Origin of the sequence: Citrobacter sp. Cc139 (assembly GCF_030334645.1) — a bacterium.
GTDB lineage: Bacteria > Pseudomonadota > Gammaproteobacteria > Enterobacterales > Enterobacteriaceae > Citrobacter > Citrobacter werkmanii.
This window is the reverse complement of the sequence record NZ_JAOWDM010000092.1, coordinates 118,261-132,643: the sequence shown is the minus strand read 5'-3', so window position 1 is coordinate 132,643 and position 14,383 is coordinate 118,261. Positions and strand designations below refer to the sequence as shown.

Genomic DNA, 14,383 nt, shown 5'->3' with positions numbered 1-14,383 from the left:
TATGCAGCAAGATAATGAAAACGGCGTGAGCGAACCTTCACGCCGACGTTTGTTGAAAGGGATGGGCGCTTTGGGCGGCGCGCTGGCGTTGGCTGGCGGATGCCCGGTTGCCCATGCGCAAAAACAGCAAAGCGCGCCGGGAACATTGTCTCCTGATGCGCGCAGTGAAGTGCAGCCGTTTTATGGCCAACATCAGGCGGGGATCCTGACGCCGCAGCAGGCATCCATGATGCTGGTGGCGTTCGATGTTCTCGCCAGCGATAAGGCCGATCTTGAACGTCTGTTCCGGTTGCTAACCCGTCGATTTGCGTTTCTGACTACCGGTGGGCCTGCGCCGGATACGCCGAATCCGCGGTTACCGCCGATGGATTCCGGTATCCTTGGCGCATACATCGCACCAGACAATTTGACGATCACGTTGTCGGTCGGCTCCTCGCTGTTTGACGAGCGCTATGGTCTGACACCGCAGATGCCGAAAAAGCTGCAAAAAATGACGCGTTTCCCGAATGATTCTCTGGATGCAGCGCTGTGCCATGGCGATCTGCTGTTGCAGATTTGCGCCAACACACAGGACACCGTCATCCACGCGCTGCGCGATATCATCAAACATACGCCCGATCTGCTCAGCGTTCGCTGGAAACGTGAAGGATTTATTTCCGATCACGCCGCGCGCAGTAAAGGGAAAGAGACCCCGGTCAACTTGCTTGGCTTTAAGGACGGTACCGCGAACCCGGACGCTACAGATGCGAAGTTGATGCAAAACGTGGTGTGGGTTACGGACGGGCAGGGCGAACCTGCGTGGGCGCAAGGCGGCAGCTATCAGGCCGTGCGGCTCATTCAGTTCCGCGTGGAGTTTTGGGATCGCACGCCGCTGAAAGAACAGCAAACGATTTTTGGTCGCGATAAACACACCGGTGCGCCGCTGGGTATGCAGCATGAGCACGATGTGCCTGACTATGCCAGCGATCCAGAAGGTGAGGTGATTGCGCTCGACAGCCATATCCGTCTGGCAAACCCGCGTACGAAGGAGACCGAGTCTAGCCTGATGATGCGTCGCGGTTATAGTTATTCGCTCGGCGTGACCAATTCCGGTCAACTTGATATGGGACTGTTGTTCGTCTGCTATCAGCACGATCTGGAAAAAGGTTTTCTGACGGTGCAGAAACGCCTGAACGGTGAAGCGCTTGAGGAGTATGTCAAACCAATTGGTGGCGGTTACTTCTTTGCGTTGCCGGGTGTCAAAACCGCAGATCATTATCTCGGACAGAGTCTGCTCGAAGCTTGATATCTATGCCCCGCAGCGCGGCGGGGCTTTTACTGACATCTTCATGAATGAACGAATTATTTTTTATGATCGGTCTGTGAATGAAATAATTTTGTCATCTTTCTGCAAGAGACTGTCTGTAGCGACAAGTCAAAATCAAGTTAATGGCAAGTAAAAATATTGTTGCATTAGCGAAAGATTATGATGTACTTATAAGTAACAGCGGTAGTTCCCGGCGGTGATAGTTGTTCACTATGGAGATCGCGAATGGAAAAGTCCTGTACTGGACACGTTTTTCACAGTAACAGCAGTACCTTACGCGGACGTTTCTCTTCCGGTAGCCACTTCGTCACCGCTAAATCTCTCCCCCTTTCACTTTTTATCCTTGTAACTGACGCCCTGTACGGTGCGCGTAGCCGTGGGTGGCGTCTTATCCAAAAGCAAGCAATGGCTTACAAGGAAGCCAACCCTCAGATGTTCGTGCGCATAATCGTGCCGCCAACGGCGCGTGTGATGTATACCTACAACTCAAGGTGCTATCCATGGGAAGACAAAAAGCAGTGATCAAAGCTCGTCGCGAAGCAAAACGGGTGCTGAGGCGGGACTCGCGTAGCCATAAGCAACGTGAAGATGAATCGGTCACCTCGCTTGTGCAGATGGGCGGCGTAGAAGCGATCGGAATGGCGCGTGATAGTCGCGATGCCACGCCAATCACGGCGCGAAATGAGGCTCAGGCGCACTACCTGAATGCTATCGAGAGTAAACAGCTGATCTTCGCCACCGGTGAAGCCGGGTGTGGTAAAACCTGGATCAGCGCGGCAAAAGCAGCAGAGGCGCTGATCCACAAAGATGTGGACAGGATTATTGTAACCCGTCCGGTTCTGCAAGCTGATGAAGATCTCGGCTTCTTACCTGGAGATGTTTCCGAGAAGTTCGCTCCCTATTTCCGCCCGGTGTATGACGTGCTGGTGAAACGTCTGGGAGCCTCCTTTATGCAATATTGCCTGCGACCTGAGATTGGTAAGGTGGAAATCGCGCCGTTCGCCTATATGCGTGGACGAACATTTGAAAATGCCGTGGTCATTCTTGACGAGGCTCAGAATGTTACCGCTGCACAAATGAAGATGTTTTTGACTCGCCTCGGTGAGAATGTGACGGTGATTGTGAATGGGGATGTAACCCAGTGCGATCTACCCGCCCACGTTCGCTCAGGGCTAAGCGATGCGCTGGCCCGTTTCGAAGAAGATGAAATGGTTGGGATCGTTCGTTTCAATAAAGATGATTGCGTTCGCTCGGCGCTCTGTCAGCGAACGCTCAACGCTTACAACTGATGAGTACGCCGTCTTCAAGGCCCGGGAAACCGGGCTTTGTTTTGCGGTATTACAGAATATCTTTTAAGGCGGCAGCCGTCATGGTTGCTTCAAATGGGATCAACTCAACTTTCGCGACGCCAGCCTGCTGGAAGGGATCCTGACTCAGATAGTGTTCTAATTTCTCAGCGTCATCACATTTTGCCAATATCACACCACCGGAACGTGGAATTTTGCGGCCTGATGCCAGGAATAAACCTTCCGCATAGCCTTTTTGCAGCCAATCCACGTGGGCAGGAAGTAGGCTATCGACGTCTTTCAACGGTTTTATATAGGTTAAAACAACAACATAAATAACACTCATTTTATTGTCCCTGCTTTTTTAAAGTGTATTAACGTAGCATATAACCAGGGAGAGAAAAGATTAATATCAACACTGTCCTTCCTAAATTTTAATATTAAAAATGCATATGCAGCATTTATGTCTGTTAATTGTACACTTGTAGGGGGGCGGATGGGTTGGCATGGTTGATGGCTGGCGAAAAAATGGCGGCTATCGCTTAATCGGCGAGTTATTATTAATAATCATGAAACATTCGTGATGAGATAAATATTACGATAATGTTCCAGATCATGAGCGTTTTATATTTTTTAACATATTTGGCAAACTGAAACGCATACTTTCGCTATACTATAGATCCTTGAATACGCTGCGCTCCCGAACTGGATCCGCCTTCTAATGCTTGAATTAAAAAATATTGCGTGCCTGCGGGATGAACGTCTACTCTTTTGCCGCCTATCATGTTCTATTCAGCCCGGCGAAGTTGTCCAAATATCGGGTCCTAATGGGGCAGGAAAAACCTCTTTATTACAGCTACTAACCGGATTATCAACGCCGAGCGAAGGGCAGATTTTGTGGCAGGGAAAACCGCTGCATCGGATGCGTGACGACTGGCATCGTCAACTGTTGTGGCTTGGCCATCAGGTTGGCGTAAAAGGGGGGCTGACGGCGGAGGAAAATTTGCGTTTTTATCACCCGCAGGCGTCGCTTGAGACGCGCTGGCAAGCGCTGGAGCAGGTCGGACTGGTCGGTTTTGAAGATGTGGCTGTGGCTCAGCTTTCTGCCGGGCAGCAGCGGCGCGTAGCGCTGGCCAGGCTGTGGCTCAGCCGCGCAATGTTCTGGATTTTAGATGAACCTTTTACTGCGCTGGACGTGGCTGGCGTGCAAAAACTGACCACACGACTGGAACAGCATGTCGTCCATGGCGGCGCAGTTATTCTGACAACCCATCAACCTTTACGGCCTCTCTGCGTCCCGTTGCGCACGATTACGCTCAATGAGTATGAGGCGGCTGTGGCATGATCACGCAGATTTTCTGGCGCGACCTGCGTCTTGCCTTTCGTAACTGTGCCGAAATTATCAACCCGCTGTGGTTTTTCCTGATTATCGTCACGCTGTTTCCACTCAGTATTGGCCCGGAGCCGCAGTTGCTGCGGCAAATTGCCCCCGGCATCGTCTGGGTAGCGGCGTTACTCTCCTCGCTGCTGGCAATGGATCGACTGTTTCGTGATGACTGGCTGGACGGTTCGTTGCAGCAGATGATGCTAATGCCAGTCCCGCTTTCGCTGGTGGTGCTGGCGAAAGTCGCCGCGCACTGGGTGGTTTCCGGGCTACCGCTGTTAATCATTTCGCCGCTTATCGCCACGCTGTTCGGCCTCTCCGTTGCGGAGTGGCAAGTGCTGGCGCTTACGCTATTGTTGGGTACGCCCACGCTCAGTTTTATTGGTGCGATTGGCGTCGGGCTGACCGTCGGATTGCGGCGCGGCGGCGTATTGCTCAGCCTGCTGGTGCTGCCGTTGATGATCCCTTTATTAATTTTTGCGACCGCCGCCGTGGGCGCGGCGCAGATGCTGCTGCCGGTTGACGGCTATCTGGCGATCCTCGGGGCCTTCCTGGCAGGAAGCGCCACCTTAAGTCCGTTCGCCACTGCGGCAGCGTTACGAATCAGCGTGCAATAACTCCCGTCATCTCCGGGAATATGAGGCAAAGAAAAAATGTGGAAAGCGTTACACCAACTCGCCATTCCAGAGCGGTTGTATAAGGTCTGCGGGCGATTTATTCCGGCAATGACTATTCTGAGCGCGCTGTTTCTGGTGGTGGGCTGCATCTGGGGCTTTGTCTACGCCCCAGCGGATTATCAGCAGGGCGAAAGCTATCGCATCATGTATCTGCATGTGCCCGCGGCTATCTGGTCGATGGGGATTTATGGCTCGATGGCGGTGACCGCCTTTGTGGGCCTGATTTGGCAAATGAAAATGGCGGACAACGCGGTGATTGCGATGGCGCTTCCCGGCGCTGTCTATACCTTCATCGCGCTGGTCACCGGTTCGGCCTGGGGCAAACCAATGTGGGGAACCTGGTGGGTGTGGGATGCGCGTCTGACCTCCGAGCTGGTGCTGCTGTTCTTATATGTCGGCGTGATTGGCTTGTATCACGCCTTTGACGACCGCCGCCTGGCCGGGCGCGCCGCCGGGATCCTCGTTCTGGTCGGGGTAGTCAATTTGCCGATTATTCATTTTTCCGTTGAATGGTGGAACACCCTGCATCAGGGATCGACCAATATGCAGAAAACCATCGATCCATCTATGCGTATGCCGTTGCGTTTAACGATTTTCGGCTTCTTATTCCTTTTTATTACTCTGACATTAATGCGTATGCGTAATTTGATTCTGCTGCAGGAACGTCGTCGCCCATGGGTGGCGCAGCTGGTTTCCGGGCGCAAGAGCGAGGTTAATTCATGACCAGCGCTTTCCACTCCTGGAGTGATTTCTGGCAGATGGGCGGCTACGCCTTTTATGTCTGGCTGGCGGTTGCCGTGACGGCGCTCTCGCTGCTGGTTGTGGTCTGGCATGCCTGCTGGCAGCGCAGGGCGCTGCTGACTGACGTACAGCGTCAAATGGCGCGCGAGCGCCGGATGCTGGCGGCGCGTAAAAAAGGAGAGGCGTTGTGAATCCGCGGCGTAAGGTACGACTCTGGCTTGCCTGTAGCGTGTTGGGAGGACTGGCGCTGACGGTCGGACTGGTGATGTATGCGCTCAGCGCCAATATCGATCTCTTCTATACGCCGGGGGAAATCATTTACGGCAAGCGGGAAAATGGCCAGAAGCCGGAACCGGGACAGCGCCTGCGCATTGGCGGCATGGTGATGCCAGGCAGCGTGAAGCGTGACGATAAAACGCTGGACGTGACCTTTAAGCTCTACGATGCGCGCGGCGTGGTAGAGGTGAGCTATACGGGGATCCTGCCAGCGCTGTTCAGAGAAGGGCAGGGAGTGGTGGCACAAGGAACACTGCAAGACGGTACCCATATTCGCGCCAAAGAGGTGCTGGCGAAACACGATGAAAACTATACCCCTCCGGAGATTAAAGAGGCGATGGATGAAAATCATCACTCTGCCGGGAATCAACAAGGAGCCGCGCAATGATCCCTGAAATTGGGCATTTTCTGCTGTGCCTGGCGCTGGGTATTTCCTGCCTGCTCGGGCTGTATCCGACCTGGGGCGCGATGCGCCAGGATACGCGGATGATGGCGCTGGCGAAACCGCTGTCGTTCGCCATGTTTGCGGCGATCCTCGGGTCATTTCTGATACTGGTTTATGCTTTTGTGGTGAATGATTTCACCGTTCAGTATGTCGCCAGCAACTCGAATACGCTGCTGCCGGTATGGTATCGCGTGGCGGCTACCTGGGGGGCGCACGAAGGGTCACTGCTGCTGTGGGTGCTACTGATGAGCGGCTGGACCTTTGCCGTGGCGGCGCTTAGCCGCAACATTCCCCTGGAAGCATCATCCCGCGTGCTGGCGGTGATGGGGATGATCTCCTTCTGCTTCCTGGTGTTCATCCTGCTGACCTCAAACCCGTTTGTACGTACGCTGCCGGACTTTCCGATCGAAGGCCGCGATCTGAATCCGATGCTGCAGGATATTGGACTGATTTTTCATCCACCGATGCTGTACATGGGGTACGTGGGTTTTTCCGTCGCCTTTGCTTTTGCCATCGCCTCGTTAATGACCGGGCGTCTGGACAGCGCCTGGGCGCGCTGGTCGCGTCCGTGGACGCTGGCGGCGTGGAGCTTCCTGACGGTGGGCATTGTGTTGGGTTCTGCCTGGGCATACTACGAGCTGGGCTGGGGCGGTTGGTGGTTCTGGGATCCGGTCGAAAACGCCTCGCTGATGCCGTGGCTGGCCGGCACGGCGCTGATTCACTCACTGTCAGCAACGGAGAAGCGGGGTAGCTTCAAGTCCTGGACCGTGCTGCTGGCAATCCTCGCCTTTTCGCTCTGCCTGCTCGGCACCTTCCTGGTGCGTTCCGGGGTGCTCATCTCTGTACACTCATTCGCCTCCGATCCGACGCGCGGCCTGTTTATTTTGGCGCTGCTGGTGATCACCATCGGCGGTTCGCTGCTGTTGTTTGCCATTAAAGGCGGGAAGGTGCGCTCTCGGGTACGCCATGAGCTGTGGTCGCGCGAGTCGCTGCTGTTGGGGAATAACGTCCTGCTGATCGCCGCGATGTTGGTGGTGCTGTTGGGCACACTACTGCCGCTGATTCATAAATTATTGGGGCTGGGTAGTATCTCAATTGGTGAACCATTCTTTAATTCGCTGTTTATCGTGCTGATGATTCCCTTCTCGCTACTGTTGGGGATTGGGCCACTGGTGCGCTGGCGGCGCGATGAATTGCATAAGCTGCGTAAGCGGCTGCTGGTTGCGGCGCTGGTGTCGATTGTGCTGGCCGTGGTGCTGCCGTGGCTGATGCAGGACCGTATTAAGGCGATGACCGTGCTTGGTCTGCTGATGTCGCTGTGGGCGTTGGTTCTGACAGTGATGGAGGTAGTGGAACGCGCTACCGATCGCCATACCTTCTGGCGCGGGCTAACTCGCCTGGGGCGCAGCCACTGGGGGATGGTGGCTGGGCATGTCGGGCTGGTGGTGACGGTGATTGGCATCGCCTTTAGCCAGAACTATAGCATTGAGCGCGATGTGCGTATGAAGCCGGGCGATAGCGTCGATATTCATCAATATCACTTTGTCTTCCGCGACGTTCAGGACATTACAGGTCCGAACTATTTTGGCGGTGAAGCGGTGATTGACGTCTCGCAGGACGGGCGGCATATCAGCACGCTGCGGGCAGAAAAACGCGTCTACAGCAGCAGCCGGATGGAGATGACCGAGGCCGCCATCGACGGCGGGTTGGTGCGCGATCTGTATGCCGCGCTGGGTGAAGAACTGGATGACGGCAGTTGGGCGGTGCGCCTGTACTACAAACCGTTTGTTCGCTGGATCTGGTTTGGCGGAATGTTAATGGCGCTTGGTGGCGTATTGTGCATTCTGGACCCGCGCTACCGCTTACGTAAATCGCTGCCGGAGAACGCACAATGAACCGCAAAGTCCTTTATCTGCCGCTGGTTATCTTTCTGATTCTGGTGGCAGCGCTAATGTGGCAACTGCTGCGCAATAGCGACGGCGATGACCCGACGGCGCTGGAGTCGGCGCTGGTTGGCAAACCGCTCCCCGCGTTTCATCTGACGTCGCTGGAGAAGCCTGACGTGATGCTGGACGCGTCCAGTATTATCAACGGTAAACCGGTGCTGCTTAACGTCTGGGCGACCTGGTGTCCAACCTGCCGCGCGGAGCACCAATACCTGCGTTCCCTCGCGGCGCAGGGTATTCGCATCGTGGGCATTAACTATAAAGACGATCGCCAGAAGGCGCTGGACTGGCTGCAGGAGCTGGGTAATCCGTACGCGCAGGGGGTGTTTGATGGTGACGGTATGCTGGGATTGGATCTCGGTGTCTACGGTGCGCCGGAAACCTTTCTTATCGACGGCAAAGGCATTATTCGCTACCGCCATGCAGGCGATCTGAACGAACAGGTATGGCAGCAGGAAATCCTGCCGTTGTGGAATAAATACAGTCGGGAGGGCAGCGCGTGAGATTTTTGCTAATGACGTTGCTGACGGCGCTGCTATCGTTTCAGGCGCTGGCGGCGATTGACACTTATCCGTTTAAAAATGAGGCTCAGGAGCAACAGTTCCGCCAACTGACCGCGCAACTGCGCTGCCCGAAATGCCAAAACAACAGTATTGCCGACTCCAATTCGATGATTGCCGCCGATATGCGTAAAAAAGTCTGGCAACTGATGGAGGAGGGACAAAGCAATCAGCAAATTACCGATTATATGGTGGCGCGCTACGGTAACTTCGTCACCTATGAGCCGCCGGTAACGTTGGCGACGCTGATCCTCTGGCTGTTGCCCGCCTGTTTTGTACTGGGCGGCGCGCTGGTCATTTTCCGTTTAAGCCGTCGCCCGCGGGCAGCGCGGGAAACGGAACTCAGTCCGCATGAGCAGGCGCGTTTGCAAGCGCTTCTCGATGAAAACAAAAGGACCCTGAAATGATCGTCGCTTTTCTTATCATGATGATTTTACTGCTGGGGACGGCGGCACTGCTGTTTATTCCCTGGTCAGGCAGACAGCGCGTTGATCGTAACACGATGAATCATATGATTTTTCGTGCGCGTCTTCAGGAGCTTGATGAAGACATTTCTCCGGTAAATGCGGCTCAGCAACAGCAGTTGGTTGACGATTTACGCTTGAATTTATTGGAAGATCTGCCTGAGTCGCCAAAAACGGATAACAAAAATAGTAGCTATTGGGTGTATATTCTCGGGGTTATTATACTAACCTCTTTATGCGTAGGGGTATTCGTCCGAACGAGTTACGTCCCCCGTGTAATTGAGTGGCAGCAGGTCGTGCAGCAAACGCCGCAACTGATGCAGCGCGTGATGGATCCCCAGGGGAAACCGCTGTCGGAAGAAGAGCTGTTTCGCCTGGCGCTGGGGCTACGTACTCGTCTGCAGCAATATCCGGCAGACCAGCTAAGCTGGACGATGCTCGGTAGGCTACAACTGGTGCTGAATAACCCCGGGGCTGCGTTACAGGCATTTGATAAAGCGCGACAGTTGGCGCCGGGAAATGCGGATGCGCAACTGGGCTATACCGAAGCATTGCTGCACTCTACGGATCCGAATGATAGCCGTGAAGCCCAGCAGTTGCTTGATACGTTGCTTAAAAATAACCATAACGATGTACGGGTACTCAGCCTTGTGGCGTTTAACGCCTTTGAGCATCAACAATATGATAAAGCGATAGCAGCATGGCAACTGATGCTGAAACTGTTACCGCCGGACGATAGCCAACGAGAGATCATTATTCGTAGTATCGACCGCGCGAAACAAGAACAAATCGCTACACTGAAATAATCAAAATATATCAACATTTGCGCGAAGGTTTGTTCGATTTGCAATGTGATACCACGCTGAAATTATCGGCTAATCAACCTCTGATGATTAGCCCGCAGAATCAAACTTCCATAAGCATTGTTGGAGTAGAAGATGACGGTAATCGCTATAAATATTTTTATATAGCGATTGTCATGTGGCAAGGACTATTGCGTCTTTATTTTAGGAAAAGGGTTAAATAATAAGATGAGAAAACTTTCACTGGAACGTTCAGGTAGGCGAAAAATTATATTTATCGCCCTGCTGGTTGGGATCATTATTGGTGTCGTGCTGCTGGCGGGTACGGCAACTATCATGCATAAAACCAGCGGCACTGAATTCTGCGTGTCGTGTCATACCATGCAACAACCTCTGGCGGAATATCAGGGCAGTGTGCATTTCCAGAACAATAAAGGTATTCGCGCCGAGTGTGCCGATTGCCACGTTCCCCACCAACCGATCGATTATATGCTGACCAAAATTGGCGCCCTGAAAGATGTCTGGGGTGAAATGACCGGCAAAATCGATACCCCAGAAAAATACGAGGCGCATAAGCTCGCGATGGCCCAGAGCGTCTGGGATGGGTTGAAGAAGAACGACTCGGCAACCTGTCGTTCCTGCCACGACTACAAAGCGATGGATATACTGGCGCAAACGCCTGAAGCCCGTAAGCAGCACCCGGTAGCGATCAAAGAGGGCCAAACCTGTATCGATTGTCATAAAGGGGTCGCGCACATTCTGCCGAACATGAGTGGCCTGGCGGCAGCAGGGGCGAGCGAACTGGCGAATGCGGCAGCGAAAACGCCGGCAACGGCGACCACGTTGTACACCATTCAAACCCAACCGTTCTGGCTTAGTGAGAAAACAACCGATCATAACGACGGTAACCTGATGGCTTCCACCGAAGTGCAGGTAGTGAAACGTGACGGTGATATGGTACTGGCTGACGTCAAAGGCTGGCAGCAGGATGGCGTCACCGAGGCGTTCTACGCCGCGCGTGGTAAACGCATCATGAGCGCCCTGCTGGGTGAGGAAGCGCGTAAAGCGTTGAAAGTGAACAGCACGGTAACCGATGAAGAGACGAAACAGGTCTGGCATGAAGTCGATCTGCAGGTCTGGCTGCCGGCGAAAAGTCTGATTGGCGATCAACAAAAAATCTGGAGCTACGCCTCCGAACTCATGGCTAACAACTGTACCGGTTGCCACGGTCTTACCGAGTTGAATCGCTTTAACGCCAACCAGTGGATTGGGGTGGTTAAAGGCATGTCCGGTCGTACGTCGCTGACGCAGGAACAGGTTCGTCTTCTGACCCAGTACGTACAAAAACACGCGAGCGACATGCCCGCAGCAGCCGATCAGGACAAAAAATAAGGAGCCATGATGAAAAAGAATAATGACCATGACATGGCGCAGCAGAGCCAGGAAGCAGGTATGAATCTGACTCGTCGCCGTTTTCTGGCTGGTGCCGGAGCTTTAATGGCGGCGCCGCTGCTGGCGGGAATGTGGCCACGCTCGGCGCTGGCCGAAGCGATAAGCCAGGCGCTGCCGCAGTTTGTAGCGTTACGCCAGGCGGAAAGCGGCATTCTGACCGGCGCCCACTGGGGCGCGTTTGAAGCGATTGTCCGCGATGGCAAAATGGTTGACGTTCGTCCGGTGAAAGACGATCCGTATCCGAACGAACTGATTACCATGGCACCTTATCAGGTGTATGCCGAAAACCGCATCAAGTACCCGATGGTGCGTAAAAGCTGGCTGGAAGGCGGCGCGAAAGACTGTAAACCAGAGCTGCGTGGCCGCGATGAGTGGGTGCGCGTGAGCTGGGATAAGGCGCTGCATCTGGTGGCCGGTGAAATCAGCCGTCTGCAGAAAGAGCACGGACCGTCCTCTATCTATGCGGGCTCTTATGGCTGGAAAAGCGTGGGGATGTTCCACAACCCAAGAACGCTACTGCAGCGCATGATGAACCTGGCAGGCGGTTTTGTCGGCTACTCCGGCGACTACTCGACCGGTGCCGCACAGGTAATTATGCCGCATGTAGTGGGCTCTGTTGAGGTTTACGAGCAGCAGACCGCATGGCCGAACGTCATTGAAAACACCGAGCTGGTGGTGATGATTGGCTGTAACCCTATGATCACGCTTAAAAACAGCTGGAACCTGCCGGATCACGTCAGCCAGACTGGTTTTGAAGCGCTGAAGAAAAAAGGCACCCGGATGATCTGTATCGATCCGGTGCACAGCGACAGCGCCCGCATGCTGGGTGCCGAGTGGATTGGCCCGCACAGCTATACCGACTGTGCGCTGATGGCGGGGATTGCCCATACGCTGTTGGTGGAAAAACTGCATAACGCTGACTTCCTGAAAACCTATACCGTCGGCTTCGATAAGTTTGAAGCGTATCTGACCGGTCAGGACGACGGTATTGTGAAAGACGCCAATTGGGCGGCGGACATCAGCGGTGTTGACGCCGAGGTGATCAAACAGCTGGCGCGCGATATGGCAAAACACCGCACCATGATCATGGGCGGCTGGGGCATTCAGCGCCAACATCACGGCGAGCAGGCGCACTGGATGATGGTGACCCTGGCGTCGATGCTGGGGCAGATTGGTCTGCCTGGCGGCGGCTTCGGCTTTAGCTATCACTACTCTTCCGGCGGTAGTCCGACCGCGCGCGGCGGCATTCTTGCCGGGATTTCGGCGGGTAGCCCAACCTCTCCGGCGGCAAAAGACATTACACCGTTCCCGGTAGCGCGTATTGCCGATGCGCTGGCGAACCCTGGCAAGACCATTGATTATAACGGCACGAAAGTGACCTACCCGGATATTAAAATGGTCTACGTGGCGGGGGGGAATACCTTCCACCAGCATCAGGATACCAATAACCTGGTCAAAGCCTGGCAGAACCCGGAGACCGTGGTCGTCAACGAACCTTACTGGACGGCAACGGCGAAACATGCCGATATCGTGCTGCCGGTTACCACGACCTATGAACGTAACGATTTGGACATGGGCGGCGACTACTCGCAGCTTTACGTCTTCCCGCTACGCCAGTGTGTGCCGCCGCAGCATGAAGCGAAAAATGACTTTGACGTCTTTGCCGGTATTGCCGAGATCCTCGGCGTACACGACGCCTTTACCGAAGGTAAAGATGAGATGTTATGGTTAAAAGGCATGTATGACGACATGAAAGCCCAGGCGCGTAACGCACGCGTGGCGCTACCGCCGTTTGATATGTTCTGGGCGTCCAACAACTATATCCGCTTCCCGATTCCGGAAGAGAATAAACAGTGGGTACGCTTTGCTGATTTCCGCGAGAACTCGCTGCTTAATCCACTGGGTACCCCGTCCGGTAAAATCGAAATCTATTCTGATGCCATTGCCAAAATGGGCTACGAGGACTGTAAAGCGATCCCGACCTGGATGCCGCCTCACGAGTGGTATCGCGGGCCGGAAGCAGCGAAATACCCGCTGTCGCTGAATACCGGTCACCCGATTAACCGTCTACACTCTCAGCTCGACAACACGCCGCTACGTAAGAAGTATGCAGTAGCCGACCGTGAGGCTATCTGGATCCATCCGAAGGATGCCAGCGCACGTGGCATTAGTGCGGGCGATCTGGTTCGTGCCTTTAACGATCGCGGGCAGATCCTGGTTGGGGCAGTGATTACCGATAACGTCCGTGAAGGGGTGGTGCGGATCAGCGAAGGGGCGTGGTTTGACCCGGCCGATCCGTCACAGCCTGGTTCGCTGTGCAAGAACGGTAACGTCAACTGCCTGACCTTTGACGTCGGTTCCTCCAGCCTGGCGCAGGGGAACTGCGGGCAGATGTCACAGTTGCAGATCGAGAAATATACCGGACCGGTGCTGCAAAACACCGCGCATAATGTGCCAGTAGGCGCATAATCGACAGCCGGTCATAACGAACGGCCCCTCTTGCCAGTGGTGAGAGGGGCCGTTTCTTTTAATTCTCACTACGCCAGCAGTCGAACCCCACGGGCGTGCAATATGCGAAAAAAAAGCCCGTACTTGCGTACGAGCTCTTCTTAAAATATGGCGGTGAGGGGGGGATTGACTCGCTTTGCTCGCCCCTTCGGGGCAGCCCGTTCGCGATGCTCCCGGTCTGTCCAACTGGCTACGCCAGTAGTCGAACCCCGGTCGGGGCTTCTCATCCCCCCGCAGGCGTGCAATATGCGAAAAAAAAGCCCGTACTTGCATACGAGCTCTTCTTAAAATATGGCGGTGAGGGGGGGATTGACTCGCTTTGCTCGCCCCTTCGGGGCAGCCCGTTCGCGATGCTCCCGGTCTGTCCAGCTGGCTGCGCCAGCAGTCGAACCCCGGTCGGGGCTTCTCATCCCCCCGCAGACGTGCAACATGCGAAAAAAAAGCCCGTACTTGCATACGAGCTCTTCTTAAAATATGGCGGTGAGGGGGGGATTCGAACCCCCGATACGTTGCCGTATACACACTTTCCAGGCGT

The 14,383-nt window shown here is 54.6% G+C and carries 15 protein-coding genes and 2 other RNA genes; 14 read left to right on the top strand and 3 right to left on the bottom strand.

What is annotated here, in order from left to right; genetic code table 11:
- The first annotated feature begins 1 nt into the window (after position 1).
- From efeB to phoH, 3 genes are all read left to right on the top strand, one after another.
- Positions 2–1,285: an iron uptake transporter deferrochelatase/peroxidase subunit gene (gene efeB / locus OGV69_RS19840; RefSeq protein WP_204563381.1), complete on the top strand. Its 1,284-nt coding sequence runs from the start codon at positions 2–4 to the stop codon at positions 1,283–1,285.
- 246 nt (positions 1,286–1,531) lie between these two features.
- Positions 1,532–1,828, top strand: coding sequence for a hypothetical protein (locus tag OGV69_RS19835; RefSeq protein WP_038639568.1), 297 nt, complete (start codon positions 1,532–1,534; stop codon positions 1,826–1,828).
- The gene (gene phoH / locus OGV69_RS19830; protein WP_006685183.1) at positions 1,807–2,595 is read left to right on the top strand and encodes a phosphate starvation-inducible protein PhoH; all 789 of its coding nucleotides are present in this window, start codon (positions 1,807–1,809) and stop codon (positions 2,593–2,595) included. The genes OGV69_RS19835 and phoH overlap by 22 nt, the downstream gene beginning before the upstream one ends.
- A 49-nt stretch (positions 2,596–2,644) precedes the next feature.
- Here phoH and OGV69_RS19825 read toward each other — a convergent pair whose 3' ends face one another.
- Complete coding sequence (locus tag OGV69_RS19825) at positions 2,645–2,938, bottom strand: YciI family protein (protein WP_069323295.1); 294 nt, start codon at positions 2,936–2,938, stop codon at positions 2,645–2,647.
- A gap of 375 nt (positions 2,939–3,313) precedes the next feature.
- Between OGV69_RS19825 and ccmA the strand changes: the two genes are divergently transcribed.
- The 11 genes from ccmA (at position 3,314) to torA (ending at position 13,809) form a co-directional block, all read left to right on the top strand.
- Positions 3,314–3,937 carry a cytochrome c biogenesis heme-transporting ATPase CcmA gene (ccmA, locus tag OGV69_RS19820; RefSeq protein ID WP_038639573.1) on the top strand — a complete coding sequence of 208 codons (624 nt, stop codon included), beginning with the start codon at positions 3,314–3,316 and terminating at the stop codon, positions 3,935–3,937.
- Positions 3,934–4,593 carry a heme exporter protein CcmB gene (ccmB, locus tag OGV69_RS19815; RefSeq protein WP_069323296.1) on the top strand — a complete coding sequence of 220 codons (660 nt, stop codon included), beginning with the start codon at positions 3,934–3,936 and terminating at the stop codon, positions 4,591–4,593. The genes ccmA and ccmB overlap by 4 nt, the downstream gene beginning before the upstream one ends.
- Positions 4,594–4,629: 36 nt before the next feature.
- The gene (locus OGV69_RS19810; protein ID WP_069323297.1) at positions 4,630–5,376 is read left to right on the top strand and encodes a heme ABC transporter permease; all 747 of its coding nucleotides are present in this window, start codon (positions 4,630–4,632) and stop codon (positions 5,374–5,376) included.
- Positions 5,373–5,585 carry a heme exporter protein CcmD gene (gene ccmD / locus OGV69_RS19805; RefSeq protein ID WP_038639581.1) on the top strand — a complete coding sequence of 71 codons (213 nt, stop codon included), beginning with the start codon at positions 5,373–5,375 and terminating at the stop codon, positions 5,583–5,585. The genes OGV69_RS19810 and ccmD overlap by 4 nt, the downstream gene beginning before the upstream one ends.
- A complete protein-coding gene (gene ccmE / locus OGV69_RS19800) occupies positions 5,582–6,058 on the top strand; it encodes a cytochrome c maturation protein CcmE (RefSeq protein WP_038639584.1) in 477 nt (158 codons plus the stop codon). Before ccmD ends, ccmE begins: the two co-directional genes overlap by 4 nt.
- Positions 6,055–8,010 (top strand): heme lyase CcmF/NrfE family subunit, encoded by a 1,956-nt coding sequence (locus OGV69_RS19795; protein ID WP_069323298.1) that lies wholly within the window; start codon positions 6,055–6,057, stop codon positions 8,008–8,010. The genes ccmE and OGV69_RS19795 overlap by 4 nt, the downstream gene beginning before the upstream one ends.
- The gene (locus OGV69_RS19790) at positions 8,007–8,564 is read left to right on the top strand and encodes a DsbE family thiol:disulfide interchange protein (protein WP_069323299.1); all 558 of its coding nucleotides are present in this window, start codon (positions 8,007–8,009) and stop codon (positions 8,562–8,564) included. The genes OGV69_RS19795 and OGV69_RS19790 overlap by 4 nt, the downstream gene beginning before the upstream one ends.
- Complete coding sequence (locus tag OGV69_RS19785) at positions 8,561–9,028, top strand: cytochrome c-type biogenesis protein (protein WP_077223854.1); 468 nt, start codon at positions 8,561–8,563, stop codon at positions 9,026–9,028. The genes OGV69_RS19790 and OGV69_RS19785 overlap by 4 nt, the downstream gene beginning before the upstream one ends.
- Positions 9,025–9,891: a c-type cytochrome biogenesis protein CcmI gene (gene ccmI / locus OGV69_RS19780; RefSeq protein ID WP_069323300.1), complete on the top strand. Its 867-nt coding sequence runs from the start codon at positions 9,025–9,027 to the stop codon at positions 9,889–9,891. Before OGV69_RS19785 ends, ccmI begins: the two co-directional genes overlap by 4 nt.
- Before the next feature lie 225 nt (positions 9,892–10,116).
- Positions 10,117–11,280, top strand: coding sequence for a NapC/NirT family cytochrome c (locus OGV69_RS19775; RefSeq protein WP_286469447.1), 1,164 nt, complete (start codon positions 10,117–10,119; stop codon positions 11,278–11,280).
- A gap of 9 nt (positions 11,281–11,289) precedes the next feature.
- Entirely contained in the window at positions 11,290–13,809 is a 2,520-nt protein-coding gene (torA, locus tag OGV69_RS19770) for a trimethylamine-N-oxide reductase TorA (RefSeq protein WP_114140308.1), read from the top strand.
- Between the two features lie 148 nt (positions 13,810–13,957).
- Here torA and OGV69_RS19765 read toward each other — a convergent pair.
- Together OGV69_RS19765 and OGV69_RS19760 are read right to left on the bottom strand one after the other, a co-directional pair.
- Positions 13,958–14,096, bottom strand: a non-coding RNA gene (locus tag OGV69_RS19765) — RtT sRNA.
- A gap of 44 nt (positions 14,097–14,140) precedes the next feature.
- A non-coding RNA gene (locus tag OGV69_RS19760) (RtT sRNA) lies at positions 14,141–14,279 on the bottom strand.
- Positions 14,280–14,383 lie beyond the last annotated feature (104 nt).